The sequence below is a fragment of the Haloquadratum walsbyi C23 genome, from assembly GCF_000237865.1.
GTDB classification, from domain to species: Archaea; Halobacteriota; Halobacteria; order Halobacteriales; family Haloferacaceae; genus Haloquadratum; species Haloquadratum walsbyi.
This window is the reverse complement of record NC_017459.1, coordinates 44,757-66,634: the sequence shown is the minus strand read 5'-3', so window position 1 is coordinate 66,634 and position 21,878 is coordinate 44,757. Positions and strand designations below refer to the sequence as shown.

Genomic DNA, 21,878 nt, shown 5'->3' with positions numbered 1-21,878 from the left:
GACACCAGACAGGTATCACCGAACCACCAAAGCTAACATCAGATTCCGTCTGTACGGCGGACCGCAGGGATGGAATCCTCATTTCTTTCGGACCTAACCGTAATATATGGGTTCGTATAAACCCATCGGCATCGTCGTCATGGTTAAGTCCACATGTAATTGGAATATACCTTGATTGATCAAATCATCGTTATCAATCAAGTTAGCACCAGGCGACCTGATGCTCTTCCGCGTATTACATACAATGGAAGTCGAACATAAAAACTCGTCGAACTAACACCGTCCCGTCATACGATTTCACACCACGTGGGTATACATTGTGTTACTGAGACTGCGGCAGATATAATGATAATGTGTTCATAATTGTACAGTATCGACACAGCTTCAGCTCATAATAGTGGTGAAAACGTGTTACTGCGGTGATTAGCGCCGGTATATTTATATTATATTGTGTGCTCGCGTGATATAGGGGAACACGACTATGGTACGTGAAGATGGAAAACGAAATTTTGTCATGCTCGAAGATGGTGAAAAGACCCGACAATTCACTGGACGAATGCCAAGGCAGGCAGCGTTGAAAGCTGCACGGCGGCTGGAGGGGTACGATGGGTACAATTCTGAGTCTGCGGCAAAAGATAATCCAACAAAAATTCGATTACTTGAGCGTGGGACAGATCGCATACATGTCTATCATGCATGGGCATGGATGGATGATGCACCTAGTGATAAGCCTGAGTGGATGGAAGGTGAGATATCAACGGTTACGAAGGGAAACGTTTCCAAACAAGAAATTGAGCATCTTGAATAACGTGAAAAGTACAAACGCATGGAATAGCTAGCATCTTTGATTTTTTTGAGTACCAAGTCATAATATTATCTTCGGTGATTCCGGTAATGGTGGGATTACCGATCACGTGGTGTCTTTTCGTACATATGGATGTCGATATACATTTCAGTGTCCTGTTATGAGATGATGATGCGCGGGTTCTACCCGATCTGACCAACCGTCCAAAGCGAGGGATGATGTGTCGGCCTCCGACCGCGCAACAATTTATTCGTTGAGACAGCAGATACTGAGTAATCTCATGTTGATATAATTAATACAATCCATATCCGACGGGATAGCTATGAGATGAATGTGTGAATGTATATGAGTCTATCAATCGGCTGTATGGCTGGTCTATTCGGTCTGTTTCAGGTATATTAGGTGGATACTATTAGGGAGTGCTGTGTTAGCCATGGATGCGCATGGGACCATGGGTCAATAATATATATACTTTCAAAGTAATATTCACTTTGTAAAAGTCAGGACAACAGTTCATGGATATATGTGCACCGCATATAAACAACACTTATGTATGCGCTACGGTGAGTCTCAGCGTAGATACCCGCGATGGTTCGGAAAAAGAAGCTTAGCCCAAGTGGCGCGAAAGATGAAGATGGCGAGTATCACAATGTTCATGTGAATTTGCATGAAGATGAACTCACCGTTGCTGGGATGGAAATTGGTGATGAGGTGTTCGTGCGGGTCAGAGATGAGAAGATCATCATTCAGAAAGCCAATCCAGAATCAGTTGAACACGATTTTTGAGTATTCAGTGATATATACAGAATATTATATGTATTCATACATATCCTCATGTTCGCATTTGTATTCCAATACTTTCTGGGGTGTCCGAGGTGGTAATTAAACAACTCTATCGTGCATTTCGACCGCTATTATTCGCACTCCCGCCAGAAACAGCCCATCGACTCGTCCATACTGGGTTAGAGACCGTTCAACAGACACCAATTGAACATGGTTTTAGCAATCAGTTTCGAGTCGATAATGATCGGCTCCAAGTTGAGGAGTTTGGACAGTCATTTGATAATCCTATTGGCGTCGCTGCTGGGTTTGATAAAAATGCCGAACTACCAGCCATTCTTGGGGCGCTTGGATTCGGACATGTGGAGGTAGGCGGCGTCACCGCTGTATCACAGTCCGGAAATATGCGTCCACGGATGTTTCGATTGGTGGAGGATGAGGCGCTGATTAATCGGATGGGATTAAACAACGAGGGTGCAGATGTTATTGGTGAGCGATTATCCAGTCACCGACGTGAGATTGATCACTGCGGTCCAGTTGGTGTGAATATTGCGTTGTCAGAGTCAACGCCGACTGATGAAGCACCAGCAGATTATCAATATACATATGAACAGATTGCAGAGAGTGCAGATTACGTCGCAGTCAATGTTTCATGTCCGAATAGTGAGGGTATGCAAGATTTACAACAGCGTGATTCACTCAGTCGGATTATGGATGCACTCACTAATGCCGGCGCGGAGACAGTTTTAGTAAAGCTTGCACCGGAGCTTTCTCTCAGTGCGATTGAGGATGTTATTGATCTTGTTGATATATTTGATCTTGATGGCATAATTACAACAAACACGACCACAGAACGTCCTGAGAATCTTGAGTCCACTAAGCAAACAGAGCGTGGGGGACTCTCAGGTGCACCAATTGAAGACCACGCAACAAAGTTAGTTCAACTCGTTGCAAAGCGAACAGATGTCCCTATCATTGGTGTTGGCGGAGTGAGCGACGCAGCAGGAGCGTACGCAAAGATTCGAGCAGGTGCAAGTCTCGTGCAGTTATATACTGGATTGGTATATCAAGGACCGACGCTTGCTCGGGATATCAATATGGGATTACTTCAACTACTGGAGGATGATGGGTTTGATTCAATTGAGTCAGCTATTGGTGCAGATATATAATTAACTGAGAGAGATGTGAGTTTAAGTTGACAGTGAAACGAGAGGGACAAATACGCGAGCACAAAGGTGTAATTCCACTCTCGGTAGGACAGAATGAGATAGAGTAGGTGTGAAAAAGAACAACGATGACAATGAGAATTTTCTCAGAGATTGTCTTTCAGTTCAATTATTCTGGACAATAACAATCACGTCATCAGTGTCAAGATCAAGCATTTCACCGTCACCAGTGTACTGTCGGCGTTTTTGAATGTCAAACATCTCAGGGTCAAGCGTTATACCTTCTGTATGAAGTTGATCATCGACAACCTCGTACTCTCCTGATTCAATAGCTGTTTCAATATCAGAGACAGCATTGCCAAAGGCAGGACCGACAAGGGAGTACTCGAGATCAACGCCAGTGACAACGGATTCAATTGATGGGCGTTCACTCACTGATTCAAGTGTCTCAATATGCATGACGTCCGCGATATCAGACTCAAAACCGTCGATATCTCCCCAAATAAGAACCCGATCAAGTGTTGCGTTCATTGGGAGTTGAGCGTTACTTTTGTATTTTCGAAGCGCACCGACGACCGACATTGCTGCTTCGCCAGCATCGACATTAGCATCAATGCCAAGTGGGTTTGGCCATGACTGACGATGGATGCTATCGCTCGAGATATCGTCCGTCTTGTCGATAGAATTTGAAACGTACATGTCGCGCCATAATTCTTCACTCGCGTGTGCTAGGATTGGAGCAAATAGCTTAAGAAAACGCCGATGTGCAACTGTCAGCGTGTATGCAGCGGCAGCATCGCCGGTGGTCCCTTCCCGTATTCGGTGTTTTGCAATTTCAAGATAATCGTCACAAAACGTGTGCCAGAAGACGCTGCGAAGACCATCTCGAGCTTTTGAGAACTCACGTGATTCAAATTTCTCAGTAAGTCGAGCGATTTCGGTATCGATTCGAGCGAGAAGCCATCGGTCAATCGCCTCAAGATCAGCGTGAGACATTGTTTCAGGGTCAGGTGCATCAGTGGTGAGATCTTCAACGAGTTTTGATGCATTCCATAGCTTTCGAAGCAGCTTTTCTCCAGCACGGATACCTTTTTCAGAATAGGGAAGATCATCACCGACCGCGGATCCAGCTGCCCAATATCGTGCGGCATCAACCGGATATTCTGTGATAACCTCATCAGGGGCAATCACATTACCTTTAGATTTCGACATTTTCTCTCGATTCTCATCAAGAACCATTCCATTAATCATCACACTGTCGAAGGGGACCTCTCCAGTATGCTCATAACATTTCACAACGGTATGAAAGAGCCAAAATGAGATGATATCATGGCCCTGGGGGCGAAGATTAAATGGATACAATCCTGAATCTCCAAACTCAATAGTTTCAGTATTATCATTCCAGTCCCATCCAGCATTGATGAGCGGTGTGAGCGATGAGGTTGCCCATGTGTCAAAGACGTCATCTTCGGGAATGAATGTATCATGATTACACGCAGGACATGATTCTACTGGTGGATCATCACTAAGCGGGTCAACAGGTAATGATTCTTTTTCTGCAATAACAACATGTTCGCATGCATCACAGTACCAGACAGGAAACGGAATGCCTGAAGAACGCTGTCGTGAGATAGCCCAATCCCACTGAAGTCCCTCGATCCAATTTTTATATCGAGTGAACATTTTCTCAGGATACCATTCCATTTCCCGACCAGCAGCGAGATACTCATCAGTTTTATCTAATAATTTGACATACCATTGGTTTTTAACAAGGAATTCGATATTCGTCCCACAGCGTTCATGTACGTTCACTGTGTGTGTGATTTTTCGACGGTCTAAGAGTGCGCCACTCTCTGAAAGGTCAGCGACAATCGATTCGCGAGCTTCAGTTGAATCAAGACCACTATATGAACCTGCAACGTCTGTCATTGTTCCCGATTCGTCAATGGCGATTCGAAGATCAAGGTCGTGTGCCTGATACCACTCAATATCGGTCTGGTCTCCGAAGGTACAACACATCACAATCCCTGACCCAGTCTCCATGTCAACGCGTTCATCTGCAATTATTGGAACTGTTTGATCAAAGAGGGGCACACGAGCATCGGCACCGACGAGGTCCTGGTTATCGTCATCGTCAGGATGAACAAAGATTGCAACACAAGCAGGTAGTAGCTCAGGACGTGTTGTCGATATGGTAAACGTATCTGTCCGATGTTCAGAACGAGGGTTATTTTTGTTTATTAACTCGAATGCAATATCATGAAAATGACTCGGTTGTTCGTCATCTTCAGTTTCGACCTGTGAGATTGCTGTTTCACACTCGGGGCACCAAATAGTCGGAGCGCGTTTACGATACTCGCGACCTTGTTCATAGAGGTCAATAAATGATAGTTGTGATGTTCGTTTGACATCCGATGAAATTGTTTGATACGTCTGATTCCAGTCAATAGAGATACCCAGTTGTTGCATTTTCTCGGTGAACTCAGCCTCATATTGCTGACACACCTCTTGGGTCATTTGTTGGAATTCACGACGTTCATACTCCTGATGACGAACGTTGAGTTCATCTTCAGCAAGTCGTTCAGAAGCAATCCCATTATCATCATATCCGAACGGGAAGAAGACATCTGAACCACGCATCCGTCTGAATCGCGCGACGAAGTCCTGTAGCGTAAATCCATAGACATGTCCCCAGTGAAGATTACCTGATACTGTTGGTGGTGGAGAGTCAATTGAAAATGCGGTATCAGGATCAGCTTCAATATCTACATGTGCTCCATCAGATGAATTATCAAGCGTGTGTTCGTCAGATGATTCAGACTCGGACGCCAAGTGAGGGTCAAACTCAGAGTCAGAAGCACTGACGATGGAAGATGCATATGTATAGGTCTCTTCGTCGACCCAGCGATCTTGCCATTTCGTTTCGACAGCGTCGGGGTCGTATTCTCCGCTCGGCATTACCAAAGAATAATAACGGCGGAAGGCGTGTTAAGTTACTCGATTACACAGGATTTCGAAAGCTTACATACTATTGTGTATATGCGGTGTTGATAGTGATATCACGCTACCGTTACACTCGCTGATATGTGACAATATGAAAGAAAGTCGGTCATTCAATGCGGCAAACAATATTATTGAGCAGGTTTTCTGTGGGTTTTTTATTGGTGGGATCTGACGAGTTACGCTTCCGAGGCAAGCGCTGCAAGTTCAAACTCAAATGCAGCTACAGGGACTGCGAGATCATGCTCAACAAGTACTTCAGGATGTATTTCACCGATGACGCCCACTGAGGTATCATTGATAATAATGGCTGCTGTCCGTCCATCAATGAATGAAGGGTGTGTCGTTGGTGGTGTCTGGAGTGTAGCATCGAATTCACGACATACTGCTTGAAGTGCTGCCTTTGCATCTTCATAAGTTGCATCGTGACGAGCAACAGCACCTGCAACATGGCGGCGTTCAGCGACATGAGTGTTTACAGAGTCATCACGATTAGCAACAACCCCAACTTCCGCAAGATCCTGCGGATATGTACGATGAGTGTTATTTTCAAGAACTTGTACGAGCGATGGAAGGATCCATGGTCGAAGAATGGTGTAATCACCGCTATATGGATCTGTTATTTCAGCGGGAGGTGCTGAGCCAAGGTCTATATCATCGGTTGTTGAATTAAATGTAGCCGGTGACAGTGGGCTCATTCGCATGCGGTTGTATACTGCAGCTTCATTTGTCAGATGGAAGTTCAATAAATCCTCAAATCCAAGTCCTGTCAGTGTTGTCCGAGTTACCGCTTCAAGCCGTGACCGTTCATGTCTCCCGCCGACTGTCCCAATATCGGGGTAGCGTGGTTCAAGTTTATCAAAACCATATGCACGACCGACATCGTCAATTAAATCGAGTGGATGGAGCACATCAACGCGGTATGGGGGAATTGAAACGACATATACAGGAGAATTATTGGACCCATCAATATCCACATTTGATGTTACTGCTGTATCAGTCGTATCAGTGGTAGTCGCAGCAAGTCCAGCACGTTCGAATAAGTCGATGATCTCAGCTGTGTCAAATGAAACGCCGAGAATCGTCTCAATACGGTCATGCGAGATGTGTTTTGTGTCGACTGTGAGGTCAGGTCGGGAGAGGGTCTGTTCAGGATATTCAATATTAACAGACTCGATTGTCGCACCACGCGCTGTGAGTGCATAGCAGATAATCGTGCACATCCGGTCAATCGTCCACTGATCAGTTCCGGTCAGCTCAATTAGGAGATTCCGTGAGTCCGTTGTCACCTCCGTTCGGCGGCCGTTGATTACTGGGGGGAACGAGAACAGTCCAAGTTCATCATAGATAGCCGGATATCGGTCATAATCCGCAATGATATCCGCATATGTTTCGCCCGTTGGGTGCTCATCAAGGACTGCAGCAGGTGTTAGTTCACGATTCGAATCAAGTGGCACGAAGGTATCACCTGTTGGTTCAATGCCGGTGTATGTAATCGAATGTGTTGGAGAGTCAGTCGCAGAAGTATTTGCTTCACGATCTGCGGTAGGTCTAGAGTCAGTAGCAGTATCAACCATCTCGCTTCCACCAGTAATATCGACACCGCTGTCATCAAGTGTGCGACCCTTCAACATTGTGAGGTCGTGAATTCCAATTGCTCCTTTTGCACGTTTCCGACCCATCGTTGCATGAAGTTTTTCCTGCAATTGGATCAGTGAATCAAGCGCATGCTTATCAAGACTTACCCCACGAGCGATAGCGCCGGTGACATAGGGTCGTCTGGTGGGAACAGTATCAGTAACAATAAATTGGAACTCAGGGTTGTTTGTTGACGGAACCGCGATGCCACGGTCATCACCGTAGTGATATCGCAGCGATCGTGCAACACCCTCAACAGAGAGACGATCAAGGCGGTCAGGACCGAATTCAAATTGAAGAAGATCTGTGTCAGTTTTACCCTCGAATTCAAGCCCAAGCTCGAAGAGGTCAGATTTAAACTCTGCATCTGATTTTTCATCATGACCGGTAAGACTCCGCAGTTCGTCCATATTGATATCAACAATTGGCATTAATACGTCACCTCCGCGTTGCGAAGGAATTCAAGGTCAGCAAGTGTTCCATGAAGATCACGGATATCTTCAGCACCGGTGGTCAGCATCGCGAGTCGTTCAAGTGCCAATCCCCACGCCATTACATCGCATTCAACGCCAAGTGGGTCAAGCACTTCTGTCCGAAACATACCAGAGTTACCAATCTCAATCAGTTCACCTGTTTTTGGATGGTGACCGAAGAGTTCGAATGATGGTTCCGTATAAGGATTATAATGTGGCTTGAATTGAATATCAGTGATTCCAAACTGCTCATAGAATTCGACAAATGTACCCATTAAATCGCGGACTGAAAGATCTTCAGCCATAACCCATCCTTCAATTTGGAAGAACTCAAGTAGATGTGTTGCATCAAGAGTATCATTTCGATAGACTTTCTCAACCGAAAAATATCGTTGTGGAGGCTCGAGTTCACCGATTTCAGTACCGGAAAGATACCGCATTGATAATGATGTTGTGTGTCCGCGAAGTGCAATCGCACGCGCGAAATCCTCATCCCATGGTGAGTGATATCCATCACCATCAAAACCAACACCGTCACGATGAGCCGATTCAACAGTCTCGATGAGATCTGCGGGAAGGTCATCAATTGGCGGAACATCAAGCGCAAATCGGTCCCAATGCGTTCTGGCTGGGTGATCCTGTGGCATAAATAGACAGTCATTAATCCAGAAGTCCGCGTCCGCGTGCGGTCCATCCATTTCTTCAAACCCCATTCCAACAAGCACATCACGAACACGTTCTGCTGTCTGTCTGAGGACATGTGTTTTCCCGTTTTGTATGTCGGGAGCGTCCGCCTCAACATTATATTCAGCAAACTCAGCGTCGCGCCACTCACCAGAGGTAAGTAGTTCTGGAGTCAAGCGGTCGATTGTTTCTGTTGATTCAACACCCTCCATAAGAGCAGTAACACCTGCGTCGGTGAGCGAGACTGCCCGTGTCGTGTCTGTCTGTTGCGTGAGTAGACTACGAGTGATGAGTTGTTCAAGAACAGTGTCGTCAATATCAGCAATGCTCTTAGAATCGACACCAGCAGCGTTTTCAGATTCGCCGGCGTCGGCGTCGATAGAATTAATTTGCGCTAGTGCAGTCGCTTCTGGGTCATTATCTGGGTCAATCGACGTTGTGGCAGTGATTTCACCATTATTAATCGACCCGTACGATTTACGCGCAAAGTTCGCAAGTGCAATATCAACCTCAGAGTCGTCAAGATCTGCTGATTGAATTATCAATCCAAGCGGAACCGAATCAGTATCACTGTCAGTGTCAGTGTCAATCGCTGCTCGATAAAGTCGAATTTCCGGCAGTCCATCGACGAGATAACGTTGTCCTTCGTCTGTTAATTCATAGAATGTTGTTTCGGTTTCGGTGATCGTAACCAACCCAGCATCACGAAGTTCAAACGCAGCTTGTGTTGCTGTTGTTGGATTTAATTCAGCATCATCCGCGAGCTGCTCGATTGACGTCTCAGCGGTCGCACTCGCAGTCGTCAAAACTGTGAGTTGTGGGTCAGGAAGTTGCATACTCATAATCGTTTCTGTCGCGTATGTTCGTTATCCAGTTTACTGGTCGGGCGCTAGTTAGCAGTTCCGAAGCACATGGTTGATATATGAACTGTACAGTAATCCGAGAGGTATTCGATCAGTAGTTGCTTAGACCGATTCACTAACGATATTATATTGGTTGTAATCGACTAATACTGTTGATTGATAGCTATGTGTGATTTATGTGTTTTCGTTATCTGTTGAATCAGCAGTGTCACTTGGTGCGACGGTTCGTCGATCAGATATCAACGAAATATCAGCATCCTCAAGTAATGATTCTACCTCTTTTCGTTTTTCTTGATGTTCCTCGAGAAACGCCTGCATCAGCTTAGCCGCCTGTTCTTTACAGCTACCACAGAGGCGGTCTCCGGAAACACATTCATCATATACCTGTGTTGCAAGCGTATCATCATCGTTCGCAAGTAAATACGCATATAATTCATACACAGGACATTCATCAGCTTTACCACCAAGTTCACGCTGTTTTTCTGCTGTTTCTCGACCACCGGTCGTTGCTGATTTTACCTTTTCATACCCCGTTTCAGGGTCGTCAAGAAGCGAAATATGTGATGCTGGAACAGATGAGGACATCTTTCCACCGGTAAGTCCTGTCATAAATCGATGATAAATTGATGACGGCGCGACAAATCCATAGCCACCGTTATTAGTTTCAACCTCACGAGCAAGGTCAGTTGCATCCGCAGCGCTAAGATCAAATGCATCAATATGTTCATCATATCGTCGCTTCTCACCATCAATCGCCGTAATAAGCGCCTCAAACGCCTCATCGGTCGCGTTGGCATCGAGAAACCGAACGCGGGGGCGAAGTGGTTCCATACCAGCATTTTCTAGTTTTTTAATAGTTGATTCAATCACAGCGTCGGGAACTATGATACCAAGTGTGTCGGGTGAAACGTCCGTATCCTCGTTCCGAGCATCATCACTACCATTGTCCACAGGAGTCACTAGATTGTCAACAAGCCACGTCGCTGCTTCTGCACACCGTGGTCGAGACACATCTTCAGCGTATGTTTCACGCTCATCATAGACAGCGGCTACGAGCTCCCGTTCAGACTCTGTCAGTTCAAAGCTGGCATATGCTTTAGTGACTTTAAAAAATCGCATTCGAGCAGCAAGATCGCGAGCAAACCGGACGTGTGGGTCTTGGTCGGGACCGACGGGAATAACCGTTGGCTTTGGTTCTTCAAGCTGAGGATATAGAATATCAGCCATTTGTGTGATGACAGATTGCATATATGCAACATTTGTTTCGCTATCAAATCCATAGATGCCCTCAAACTCTGAGAAGTTTGCTTTTGACCCGAGTTCAAACGCGAAGTCCTGTAGTTCACGATTCTCTGATTGTCGATAGAGTTCACCTGACTCAGGATCGAATCCAAGTGCAAGAAGACTTAATAGGTAATCACGCGCGTGATCATCAATTTCGCTCCAACTCAGTCCACGAGCAGCATGTGCTTCAAGATCCGCAATCAGAGCATATGCATCCGCACCCCGTTGTTGATGCCAGATAATCTCATCAAAAACTAACTTATGCCCAATATGAGGGTCGCCGGTTGGCATAAATCCCGAAAGGACAGCCACAGGATCGTTATTCTGTAGCGCCTCAGCAACGGGGTCGTATCCGCGATGTCCGAAAATAACACCTCGACGCATGAGATAATGCGGGTTTGGAACGGCTGGAAGGACATCATCAAATGTTTCGATTCCAAATTCCGTGAAAAGTTTTTGATAATCTGAGACTGTGGAGGATCCCCATGGGTCAAGTGCAACGTCATCAGCGCCCGCTGCACCCCCATCAGAAACGGCTGTAGCTGTAGAGAGAGCTGCTACATCTATATCATCGTTATGAGTATCTACGTCCGTACCGATGTCAATGGCATATCCACTCTTGGTCTCGATATCAATATCAGCGTCTGTTTCTGTCTTTGTTTCTGTTTCTGTCTCTGAACCAGTGTTAGTGATGTCGTCTTCAGTGTCACGTGTCATAAAGTGAGTCGGGCTACCGAAAGCCAGTGTATATCGCCGTTGGCTGGGGTGAGCGCAAAAACCATTCGCTTGCGGACCCCACCAGCCAATCTGATATCTAACGATAAATCGCGTGGATATATTTTCATATCGGTTTGACAGACACGGATGAGATCAGTTGAATGATCGAGTGAGTCGATCCCATCAAATGTTGTATAAACGCGGAAATCCGCTCCGAATTTAAATCCACTTTTCGGAACAGTGTCATGATTTCTCAGTGCTGCATACACACGGAGACGACGGTCAAACCGCTCACCCTCAACATCACGTCCGATAGCAACAATTGTGGCTGTATCGACTGCGATTACACCCTGCTGGGCAAGGTATGCAGCTTCAATAAGTGAAAATTGAATTGGACCTGTATCGGCGTTACGACCGAATAATCGCTGTCCATAGAAATTCTCGTCATACAATGAATCAGTGGCGTCATAACAGACGACGCGATCATGAATCACGTCAGCGCTTAGATCTGCTGGAAGCGATGATTGGTCTTGAGTTGTTCGATTATCACTGATTTCACTTGGATCAATATTTTTGGAATCTGTATTATCTTCGTCATGAGAGATGACCTCATGGAATGCTGAGTTAGAATCAGTCTCAAAGTATGTCAACTCGCCGTCTTCATCAACAACTGCAAGAACAACATCACCAAGGGTCGACATTGACACAGTCTCGCGTTCACCGATGACGCAGATTTGATGGGCGACTTCATCATCATGTGGTCCCATGCCACGTGGATAGACAATAAAATCGATCTGATTACCAACTGCTGGGTCAACACCAGGCCATGATGAGCGGGCAGGTGAGAGATAAAATCCGCGGTCACGGAGATCTTTATACACCGCAAATTGACGGGCTGCATCTGTATATGCAAGGAACCCTCGAAATCCGACGTGATATGTCGATGAGTCATCTGCTGAGTGTGGTCCAGACGTATCGGATGCACCGATATGTGGTGTGGTATTTACGTCATCTACCGAAGCTGTCTCACCCGCAGATGAGGATGCATCGATGATGACTGTCTCAAGATCGCCACGGGCAAGCAAGTGTGCTGCTTCGACGGGGGCGAGTTCAACTATTGTGCTATCGCGCATGCGCCCGTATCCTCGAGCATCATGAAAGCGCTGTTTGGCGTCTGCACCAACCTGAACAGTTCCATCAACAAGTGTCCCTTCCATCTATTCTTATATTATCGCAGTGGACTTCTATCTTTGTTGCAATCGCTCCACGGTGATTTATTCACTGAGCGAACAGACGTATTTGACACTCTCTTCCCTCCGAAGGTGGAGGAATCCAAAGAGTGGGGTTGGATATTACCGTTTGCAGTCGACAGATGAGCAAGGCGAATGCCTCGGGGCTCTGATGTTGATCTGACCCCGAGGCAGTTTAGAAGTTATGCCTGCGGTTGGAATCCAGTAAACAAGTCATACAGGGAGACTTCGGGCTGTGGCAACCAGTTGGTACTCCTATCCTCGGACAGCCACCCGAAAGATCCGGAGTGACTTTCTGTGTTGTTGATGTCGAGATGGATGTTCTCCGCCTCATTCACATCAGCGTTGACCGCATCGTCATATTAAATGTGAGCATATGCCGATTCACGTCGTAGAGAGACTTTGAGATAGACTGAGGAAGCCGGATCCTTACTCTATCATAGAAATGGAATGTCTCATATAGCTGTATTGAAGAAGAAACGTCTTTTTCGCTTGGGGACTCGATAAACAATGTGAGTCTATCTGTTCCAGGTCTGCTAATCAGCGGTAATTATCATACATATTATAAGTGTAAGAACAGACACAACCGTCAATTCCAGTGCTCACATCGATTTCAGTGTCAAGTCAGTCGAAGGTGGTGGTGCGTGCAGGATAATAAAACGAGATGCGAATACAGATTCATACATGCCTGTGTATGTCGGTGTCGAAGCAGGTATCAACGTCGTTGGGAAAATCAGTCCACACATGTTGGTAGACGGATTTCACATTGGGAGGGTAATGCGTGAAAGTTGCAGATGTTGTCCCAGAATTTGCTGATGCGTTCAGTTTCGATGAATTCAATCAAATGCAACAAGAGGCAGCACCAGGGATTCTACAAACCGACTCAAATGTTGTTGTTGCTGCACCGACAGCTAGTGGGAAGACTGCCCTCGCAGAGTTAGCAATATGTCGGGCGTTGCGTCACAATGGAACAGCATTGTTTATTGCCCCACTGCGAGCGCTGACAAACGAAAAAGAGTCCGAGTGGGATAGATTTGAGTCACTTGGGTACTCAGTGTATGTCGTTACTGGCGAGCGTGAACTCAACACCCGACGAGCAGAGCGAGCCGATATCCTGGTCATGACTCCAGAAAAAGCCGATTCAGCGACACGAAAGCACGACTCGGCACGATATTCGTTTATTACTGATATTGACTGTTGCGTTATCGATGAGGTTCATCTCCTTGACTCTGACAGGCGAGGTGGTGTTTTAGAAGTCACAGTGTCACGGCTTCGTCGGTTGTGTGATCCCCGAATTGTTGCACTCTCAGCAACGATGTCGAATGTTGATGATGTCGCTGGGTGGCTCGATGCATCGTCGGAAACAACATTTCAATTTGGAGAGGATTATCGTCCGGTAGAGCTACACACTGGCATTCAGCTGTACACCCACGGTGACAATACGTTTGCAGATAAGTATCGACGACTCTATCGGGCACTCGATTGTGCTGAGGAACACCTCCGGGATGGTGGACAAGCACTTGTCTTTGTGTCATCGCGCCAAGACGCGGTCCGTGCTGCTGGGAAGGCACGGGATGAAATTGCACAACGAGATATTCCAATGGGTGCACGTGGAGAGTATGAATTCCATACGAGTGCGAAGGAATTAGAAAATGATGCACTAAGCAAAGCAGCCCCTGACGGTGTTGGGTTTCATCATGCAGGACTAGCAAAAGACGATCGTGACCGTGTTGAATCATGGTTTAAATCTGGAGAAATTCAATTACTTTTCTCAACGTCAACACTAGCGTGGGGTGTGAATCTTCCTGCACGATGTGTAGTTATCAGAGATACAAAGTATCATGACCCGCTCGAGGGAGAAGTCGATATCTCACCACTTGATGTGCTACAGATGCTTGGGCGAGCAGGACGACCAAGCTATGATGATGTTGGATACGGGTGGGTGGTTTGTGACCGCTCAGAAGCTGAAAAGTATCGTCGATTACTCGCAGAAGGAAAGGAAATCGAATCTCGGCTTGCTGAGGATCTTGATTCACATCTCAACGCTGAAATTGCAATGGGGACTATCAAAGATCTTGATGACGTCCTTACATGGCTTGAGACGACGTTCTACTATCGACGTGCTGAGTCAAATCCTGGTGCATATGACTTTGATACACTCAAAGAACGCATGCGGTCGACACTCGATTCACTCGTCAACCGGGGATTTGTGGAGATGGATGATGACCTCTCTGTCAGTGGAACAACTCTTGGGCGACTTACCTCGAAATATTACCTGCGATTGTCGACTGCCGAGAGATTTGATTTGCTTTGTGATCAGGGGACACTCACCGCAACTGGGATTCTTGAGACCGTTGCTGGTGCAGGTGAGTTTCATGCTGTCTCAGCTCGACAATCAGAATCTGATGCTATTGATAAGGTCCTATCGGATGCGTCCATCTCGACCGAGCTTGAAGATGGGTCAAAAAAGGTGCTTGCAATCCTCTATGCTGGGATGAATGGGGCAACACCTGCGGATCTTCGATCAGATGCATGGATTATCCGACAGAACGCCCGTCGACTGCTTTCGGCACTTCGGGAATTTCTTGACTCCTTCGCAGGACCGCGAGCAGCGAGTCTAGCACGCCGGGTCGCAGCACGCGTAGAACACGGGGTTTCGCGTGATGCTGTTGCGCTGACTGCTATTGATGGAATTGGTGCAACACGAGCAAATAAACTTGCAACTGGTGGGTTGCATAGTCCAGCGGACATTATCGACGCTGGGGTAACGGAACTCCAGCGCGCAGGACTGACTGAAGGTGTTGCAAAGCAGATCGTGACAAATGCACGGGAGTTTCCCGATATTGATGTGAGATGGGAATCGCTCCCTGATGAAATCACTCGTGGCGCGAATGAGATTTGTGAGGTCACAATTCGAAATGTTGGTGGTAGTGGGTATGTCGGAATTCGTATTACAGTTAATAATATTGAGATGACAGCAACAGAGACATACCTGGATAATACAACAACTGTTCCAGTCGGGGTTTTCGGTGCAGATACTGAGAAACTGGAATTTACGATTGAGATAACATTTCCGGCGGAGCCACTACATCCAGTCCGTGCGCAACGAGCAGTATCAGTGGTCGATAATGAATAACAGCGAGTCATCCCCGGGTGAAATCAGGGGATCGTGTATCCGTTTTACTTGAAGTAAATTCGCGCGAATGCTTATGTTATAATTAGCACCCAACACCGGTGTGGATAAAACAATCCGGGTCTTTGCCGGTGACTGTACAACAACATTTGAGGGATCAGATGACCAAACGCAACGTGGACGTGTCGTTGTAATTATTAAACCTGATCAAACTGTCCTCGTTCACGACACTGATGGATATCAGCCTGTCGCATGGCTTACACGCTCTGATTCAATCACAGTTGAGAGTGATGTGGGTGGGTTTGGAATTACCGCACGGGCGGGTGAACAGGTTCTGCGCATTATTGGACACGAAGTTACTGGTCACGCAGAGTATCCGGTGACGGAGGCAGGTATACCAGTCGGGAGACACCCAAAGAGTGGTGAGTCACTCATTCAGACCGGTAATATGATTACTGTAATCAATTCTGATATCAAATATCCTCTGCCAAAGGGTGCAACTGTGCAAGATGAGTGTTGTGAGAGTTGTGGGCTACCAATGATCGAAGCAACAGCTGGCGAACGGTTTAGTATCTGTCTTGATCGCGAGTGTGAGTCGCTTGATGACGCTGTTCGAGAGCGATTTGATGATGAGTGGACATGCCCAGACTGTGGAGCGCCGATGCAGATTATTCGGCGGAGTGGTCGATTACTCGCGGGATGCAGTGGATATCCAGCATGCGAGACTGCGTTTGCAATCCCCACAGGTGTTGTTGTTGATGTCTGCTCGTGCGGATTACCAATATTCGAGACATCGCGGGGACAGCAATGTCTTGATGGAACGTGTGAGTTACTGAACAAAACTGACGAAGGATAGCCCGATACTATCATCAACATCCTTCCCGCGGTGAAAACGCAAGGCTCCTCTCGCGAGATAGCATGCCAATCATGCGTCCCCAACATATTCTGATCGAGACCGCCGGAGTCTCGGTTGTGTTTTTGGGTAGTGCGTCGGATCTCCGAAGGGAGACATGGTATATTTAGGATGGGGTATCCGCTTGCACCTCATAGACCGTGACATCGACCTGACTCAACCACCATGTGTGAGCAGGACACTCGACGCAGGGTTGCTTTTTATGAATATAGATCTCGATCTAACCCCATTTCGGGTTTCGTCTGCTGTATTTATTTCAGTATGCTGTCGGAAGTCATAAAATCCGTAGGTGATATCTTTGTTGTCGGAGTCATCCCGCGGTGAACTGCCCATACCTACTCGGCTCCGCGTGATTATATTACGCTGGGTAGCTAAATCTGTGGGATTATATATGAAGTGTATAAATATAAATATTTTATATGTAATAATTTATGTATAATCACCGATAATAGTATCTGTACGAGGATCGAGCAGTGTCGCCTTGTCTTCCCGCTTGTTGAGGCGGTTCACTGTTATAGCTCAGTTAAATAATATTGTGCTCCTCAAAAACATGCATGAGCTGATCCATTGAGGCAACGACGACGTCACATGCTGGACGGACAGCATCCTTTGGAGTAAACCCAACAGCAAGACCGGCTACCTCAAGCATCGGGAGGTCATTTGCTCCATCACCAATGGCAACGGTCCGATCAGGTGAAACATCACAGTCTGTTGCAAGTGATAAAAGAGTGTCATTTTTTGTCCCATCAATAAGCGGTCCATCGACGGTTCCAGTGAGCTCACCATCAGATGTCGGAAGCCGATTAGCGACAATTGTATCGACAGTGGTATTTGTTTTATCTAATGCTTGTTCAACACCGCGTTCGAATCCACCAGTAAAAATAGCAACATGGTGACCAGCATCACGAAGTCGATCAATGACCATGCCAGCACTTGGTCGGAGTTGGACAGCGTTGAATGCCTTGTGAGCTTTCTCGTCATCAAGCCCTTCTAGCAGTGCAGCACGCCTTCGGAGACTCTGTGCATACGAAAGTTCATCATTCATTGCACGATCTGTAATTGATTCCATCTCGTCAGCGACACCACATCGACCGCCAAGAAGAACGGTCATCTCTGAGTCTGAGAGAGTTCCATCAAAGTCGAACGCAATGAGTCGCATATTGGGGTGTCGATAGCCAATGATTTGAGCTTAGCGTTTAGATAAGCACTGATTGAAATATAGGCTATTTTTCTGTTGATCAGCTGTATGAATTATATCCTAACTGGCACACATACATAATTAACAGTTCACAGACAGCTGTATATCCCGATGAAGAAACGTTTAACCGAAGACCGGGGATGTGATTATGCACATGCAGGTACTCGTCACGGACCCAATCGACGATGCTGGACTTGAACGGCTTCGAGCCGCCGGTCATAGCGTTGAGACGGCCTATGACATCGGAGACGAGGCGCTTTTAAATACGATTACGGACGTTAACGCGCTCGTCGTTCGGTCCGGAACCGACGTGAATGAAGCTGTCTTTGAGGCTGCCTCAGATCTGATTATTGTTGGACGGGCTGGAATTGGGGTTGATAATATCGATATTGATGCTGCGACCGAACATGGCGTCATTGTTGCGAATGCCCCAGAAGGAAACGTTCGCGCAGCAGCAGAGCATACTGTTGCAATGACCTTTGCAGGAGCACGATCAATTCCACAAGCACATGCCCGTTTGCGAACTGGTGAGTGGGCAAAGAGCGAATATCTTGGTACTGAGGTAAACGGAAAGACGCTCGGTGTCGTTGGGCTTGGTCGGGTCGGGCAGGAGGTTGCAAAACGACTTGAAAGTCTTGGGATGGATCTTGTTGCGTATGATCCATATATTAGCGAGGATCGAGCCGAGCGGCTAGGTGCTGAGCTTGTTGAATTTGATACGTGTCTTGAGCGCGCAGAGTTCCTGACAGTCCACACTCCACTTACATCTGAAACAGCAGGAATGATTTCAACGGCAGAACTTGAATTGATGGATGGTGGATATTTGATCAACTGTGCTCGTGGGGGCGTCGTTGATGAGGACGCACTTGCCGCAGCAGTTGAAGATGGAGTGCTTGATGGTGCGGCAGTAGATGTCTTTGCAGATGAACCAGTCGCACCCGATAGTGCCTTACTCAGCGTTGATAATATTGTTGTTACACCACATCTTGGCGCATCAACCGAAGCGGCTCAAGAGAATGTTGCAACGTCAATCGCTGATCAGATTGATGCTGCATTTGCTGGAGCGCCGGTGATGAATGCGCTGAATGCGCCATCAGTCGATGAGAGTGTGTTCCCACGGATTCGCCCATATATTGACCTTGCAGAAACAGCCGGAAAGATCGCTGCACAACTACTTGATGGGCGTATCTCATCAGTCTCGGTTTCATATGAGGGTGATATCGCAGATGAGGATGTTGAACTCGCCACCGCTTCAGCACTGAAGGGTGTATTTGAACCATTAGAGTGGCAGGTGAATGCGGTTAATGCGCCACAAATTGCTGAAGAGCGCGGAATTGATGTCACCGAGTCAAAACGTTTGCAATCGGATGACTTCCAGAGTGTTGTCACCGTCGAGGTAAGCAACGGTGACGATCAACTTGCGGTAAGTGGAACGCAGTTTACTGGAGGTGAACCGCGGATTGTGAAAATCGATGGATATCGAGTCGATGCAGTCCCACATGGTAAGATGCTTGTCGCGCGAAACGCTGATAAACCAGGTGTCATTGGATTTATTGGGTCAGTGCTCGGTGAGCATAATATTAATATTGCCGGGATGTTCAACGCACGACGCGATATTGAAGGGGGTGAAGCATTGACAATATACAATCTTGATGATTCTGTCCCAACCGATGTTGTTGAGCGACTTCTTGCCGACGAGCGGATGATTGATGTTCGGTATTTGACTCTCAACGGTGCTTCAGATACTAAATAGCTCAAGCGATATCTGAATGTATAATTTGGGCAATTGCAAGTTGATCAATGCTGGCGTCGGCGTGATTTTGCGTTGGACGAGACTACGTACTCATTCACCTCCTCAACAAATTGATCAAGGCTCGATCGGTCGGGAAGTTCACATATCGGTATGACATAGCAAAAGGACAGTTAGTCACAGAATGCTGTGAGTATGTAATTGAAATACCTCAGAGTCACATCTGAACTCCGCGGCACTCGCCTCGACTCTCTGTATATGCGGTGAGTGGATATTCTCTGTTTGAGTGTCGATATGATGTATAATTCTGGGTAATGTCAATTCGCGCCGATATGCTCTAAGACAGCGTCAGTGTCACCGCCAACGGGTTCTGGATTACCGCCAGCCTTGAATGCTTCATCGGGGTCCTTTAGCAGATGTCCGGTGGTAAGACAAACAACGTCTTCATCACTGTCGATTCGACTCCGACCACGGAGTTTCTTTAATCCAGCAACAGAGGCTGCGGATGCGGGCTCGACACCAATACCCTCCCGTGCAAGATCACGTTGAGCAACAGTAATCTCATCATCAGTCACTGCAATAGCTGTGCCGCCGGTTTCACGAATCCCTGGAAGCGCCTTTGGAGCGTTAACTGGATTTCCAATCCGAATTGCTGTTGCTCGGGTTTCAACATCATCCCAGCGCTCGATATCCGACCATCCATGCTCAACCGCTTCAACCATTGGTGCTGCGCCTGCCGCTTGGACGCCCGTGAGCTTTGGAACTTCACTTGGTCTGAGTGCTCCCGATTGGACCAACTCGCGGAACGCTTTATATAAAGCTGAAGTATTACCGGCATTACCAACCGGAAGGATAATTCGATCAGGGAATCGACCATACTCCTCGTAAAATCGTTCGAGAATTTCAAGCCCGATTGTTTTCTGTCCCTCAAGTCGGAATGGATTTAATGAGTTCAACAAATACACTTCACCACGCCGAGCAAGATCCTGGACGATATCGAGACAATCATCAAAGTTGCCATCGACTTCTAAGATACGGGCGTCATGAAGTGCGGCTTGAGCGATCTTTCCGGCTGCAACCTTTCCAGCGGGTAACAACACAAGCGTTTGCATCCCACCGCGCGCACCGTATGCGGCAAGTGCGGCAGATGTATTCCCCGTTGATGCACAAGCGAGCCGTCCAACGCCGAGTTCTTTCGCAACTCGGACACCAACAGTCATACCACGATCCTTGAATGATCCAGTTGGGTTCATCCCTTCATGTTTAATACGCAATGAGCGAACACCGGCTGCATCCCGAATACTGGGTGCTCGATGAAGTGGTGTATCTCCCTCAGGAAGGCTAACTCCATTCTCAAACGGAAGAGCAGCGTGATACCGCCAGACACCGCGACCCTGTCCCTGGAAATCTTCAAATGTTGGAAGGTCGGCATACCGAACCTCAAGTAAATTATCCTCATCGCTCGTATAGCGGATCTCCTCGAACGGGGCGTATGTTTCTCCCGTTTCGATATCCGCGAGCCAGACACCGTCGGTGGCCTCCGGGGGGATGGCTGGAGCGGCGGCGCTAAGTTCAAGACTCATTATAACTTTCACTGAACCCCGTGGTGAAAAAGAGGACGGTGTGAAGCGCAAAATTAACCCAGATGTGATGGTATATGTTGTTTATATAATATTTTTCCACGGAGTATCGGTTCAGATTGATACTCTGTATAGGAAACGCAGCTTTATATTAATATTCGCAGAACATCACAACAGGAATTACGATGTGGAGTGTTCATCTCCATAGTCCTCAATGCTCTGATGAACATGTTCGACCCATTGGTCGAGCGCATCATGAAGGAGTGACTTTGCCTCCGGAAGTTCTGTTGCAGTATATTGATATACATAACCACCGGGATCAAGTAACCGGCGCTGGCGCTCTGCAAGTCCTTTGTCCAACAGCGTGGTCAGTGATCGGTTAACGTTGCTTCGGTCGCGTTCAAGTACATCTGAGAGCTCTGCAACTGTACTTTCGGGATGGTCAAGCAGAACAAGATATGTCCGGCTTTCATGCTGTTGTATTCCAAAAACGCATGCCAACACCTGTTGAAATCCAGGTTCATCAGTATCCAACAGGTCGCTCATCGCTGGCGCGTTACTCATGCATAATAGATAGAGACTCAGATAAATAACGATTGTCGGTCAATCAATGTCGGATCGCGCGACCACTGTTAATAGGATCA

Annotated in this window: 14 protein-coding genes; 6 read left to right on the top strand and 8 right to left on the bottom strand. The window is 47.0% G+C overall.

Translation table 11 applies throughout. The features are described 5' to 3' along the window. Nucleotides 1-481: 481 nt before the first annotated feature. The 3 genes from HQRW_RS00310 (at nucleotide 482) to HQRW_RS00300 (ending at nucleotide 2,754) form a co-directional block, all read left to right on the top strand. Nucleotides 482-808 carry a non-histone chromosomal MC1 family protein gene (locus HQRW_RS00310; RefSeq protein WP_011570352.1) on the top strand — a complete coding sequence of 109 codons (327 nt, stop codon included), beginning with the start codon at nucleotides 482-484 and terminating at the stop codon, nucleotides 806-808. A 585-nt stretch (nucleotides 809-1,393) separates the two neighbouring features. Continuing rightward, a complete protein-coding gene (locus HQRW_RS00305) occupies nucleotides 1,394-1,591 on the top strand; it encodes a hypothetical protein (protein ID WP_011570351.1) in 198 nt (65 codons plus the stop codon). A gap of 89 nt (nucleotides 1,592-1,680) precedes the next feature. Next, complete coding sequence (locus HQRW_RS00300) at nucleotides 1,681-2,754, top strand: quinone-dependent dihydroorotate dehydrogenase (protein WP_014554991.1); 1,074 nt, start codon at nucleotides 1,681-1,683, stop codon at nucleotides 2,752-2,754. A 162-nt stretch (nucleotides 2,755-2,916) separates the two neighbouring features. On the opposite strand, the gene HQRW_RS00295 is transcribed toward HQRW_RS00300, so the two are convergent. The 5 genes from HQRW_RS00295 to endA form a co-directional block, all read right to left on the bottom strand. After that, nucleotides 2,917-5,709, bottom strand: a complete 2,793-nt coding sequence (locus tag HQRW_RS00295; protein WP_014554990.1) for a valine--tRNA ligase — start codon at nucleotides 5,707-5,709, stop codon at nucleotides 2,917-2,919. A gap of 221 nt (nucleotides 5,710-5,930) precedes the next feature. Then, entirely contained in the window at nucleotides 5,931-7,820 is a 1,890-nt protein-coding gene (pheT, locus tag HQRW_RS00290; RefSeq protein ID WP_014554989.1) for a phenylalanine--tRNA ligase subunit beta, read from the bottom strand. Next, a complete protein-coding gene (gene pheS, locus HQRW_RS00285; protein ID WP_014554988.1) occupies nucleotides 7,820-9,382 on the bottom strand; it encodes a phenylalanine--tRNA ligase subunit alpha in 1,563 nt (520 codons plus the stop codon). The genes pheT and pheS overlap by 1 nt, the downstream gene beginning before the upstream one ends. Nucleotides 9,383-9,583: 201 nt before the next feature. Continuing rightward, a complete protein-coding gene (locus HQRW_RS00280; RefSeq protein WP_014554987.1) occupies nucleotides 9,584-11,410 on the bottom strand; it encodes a tryptophan--tRNA ligase in 1,827 nt (608 codons plus the stop codon). Then, nucleotides 11,407-12,627 carry a tRNA-intron lyase gene (gene endA, locus HQRW_RS00275; RefSeq protein ID WP_014554986.1) on the bottom strand — a complete coding sequence of 407 codons (1,221 nt, stop codon included), beginning with the start codon at nucleotides 12,625-12,627 and terminating at the stop codon, nucleotides 11,407-11,409. The genes HQRW_RS00280 and endA overlap by 4 nt, the downstream gene beginning before the upstream one ends. Nucleotides 12,628-13,441: 814 nt before the next feature. Between endA and HQRW_RS00270 the strand changes: the two genes are divergently transcribed. Both HQRW_RS00270 and HQRW_RS00265 read left to right on the top strand, forming a co-directional pair. Continuing rightward, complete coding sequence (locus tag HQRW_RS00270; RefSeq protein WP_014554985.1) at nucleotides 13,442-15,796, top strand: DEAD/DEAH box helicase; 2,355 nt, start codon at nucleotides 13,442-13,444, stop codon at nucleotides 15,794-15,796. Nucleotides 15,797-15,896: 100 nt separating this feature from the next. Continuing rightward, on the top strand, nucleotides 15,897-16,649 hold the full coding sequence (locus HQRW_RS00265; RefSeq protein WP_014554984.1) for an endonuclease NucS domain-containing protein: 753 nt from the start codon (nucleotides 15,897-15,899) through the stop codon (nucleotides 16,647-16,649). A gap of 580 nt (nucleotides 16,650-17,229) precedes the next feature. On the opposite strand, the gene serB is transcribed toward HQRW_RS00265, so the two are convergent. Then, nucleotides 17,230-17,865, bottom strand: a complete 636-nt coding sequence (gene serB / locus HQRW_RS00260; protein WP_014554983.1) for a phosphoserine phosphatase SerB — start codon at nucleotides 17,863-17,865, stop codon at nucleotides 17,230-17,232. A 193-nt stretch (nucleotides 17,866-18,058) separates the two neighbouring features. Here serB and serA point away from each other — a divergent pair, with 193 nt between their 5' ends. Then, complete coding sequence (gene serA, locus HQRW_RS00255; RefSeq protein WP_014554982.1) at nucleotides 18,059-19,657, top strand: phosphoglycerate dehydrogenase; 1,599 nt, start codon at nucleotides 18,059-18,061, stop codon at nucleotides 19,655-19,657. A gap of 314 nt (nucleotides 19,658-19,971) precedes the next feature. On the opposite strand, the gene thrC is transcribed toward serA, so the two are convergent. After that, nucleotides 19,972-21,237, bottom strand: coding sequence for a threonine synthase (gene thrC, locus HQRW_RS00250; RefSeq protein ID WP_011570340.1), 1,266 nt, complete (start codon nucleotides 21,235-21,237; stop codon nucleotides 19,972-19,974). Between the two features lie 177 nt (nucleotides 21,238-21,414). Next, nucleotides 21,415-21,798 (bottom strand): helix-turn-helix domain-containing protein, encoded by a 384-nt coding sequence (locus HQRW_RS00245; RefSeq protein ID WP_011570339.1) that lies wholly within the window; start codon nucleotides 21,796-21,798, stop codon nucleotides 21,415-21,417. Nucleotides 21,799-21,878: the final 80 nt, after the last annotated feature.

Coding starts and splice junctions, on each gene's coding strand:
- serA (WP_014554982.1), top strand. CDS start 18,059: ATGCAGGTACTCGTCACGGACCCAATCGACGATGCTGGACTTGAACGG.
- pheT (WP_014554989.1), bottom strand. CDS start 7,820: ATGCCAATTGTTGATATCAATATGGACGAACTGCGGAGTCTTACCGGT.
- HQRW_RS00280 (WP_014554987.1), bottom strand. CDS start 11,410: ATGACACGTGACACTGAAGACGACATCACTAACACTGGTTCAGAGACA.
- endA (WP_014554986.1), bottom strand. CDS start 12,627: ATGGAAGGGACACTTGTTGATGGAACTGTTCAGGTTGGTGCAGACGCC.
- HQRW_RS00295 (WP_014554990.1), bottom strand. CDS start 5,709: ATGCCGAGCGGAGAATACGACCCCGACGCTGTCGAAACGAAATGGCAA.
- thrC (WP_011570340.1), bottom strand. CDS start 21,237: ATGAGTCTTGAACTTAGCGCCGCCGCTCCAGCCATCCCCCCGGAGGCC.
- serB (WP_014554983.1), bottom strand. CDS start 17,865: ATGCGACTCATTGCGTTCGACTTTGATGGAACTCTCTCAGACTCAGAG.
- pheS (WP_014554988.1), bottom strand. CDS start 9,382: ATGCAACTTCCTGACCCACAACTCACAGTTTTGACGACTGCGAGTGCG.
- HQRW_RS00310 (WP_011570352.1), top strand. CDS start 482: ATGGTACGTGAAGATGGAAAACGAAATTTTGTCATGCTCGAAGATGGT.
- HQRW_RS00245 (WP_011570339.1), bottom strand. CDS start 21,798: ATGAGTAACGCGCCAGCGATGAGCGACCTGTTGGATACTGATGAACCT.
- HQRW_RS00305 (WP_011570351.1), top strand. CDS start 1,394: ATGGTTCGGAAAAAGAAGCTTAGCCCAAGTGGCGCGAAAGATGAAGAT.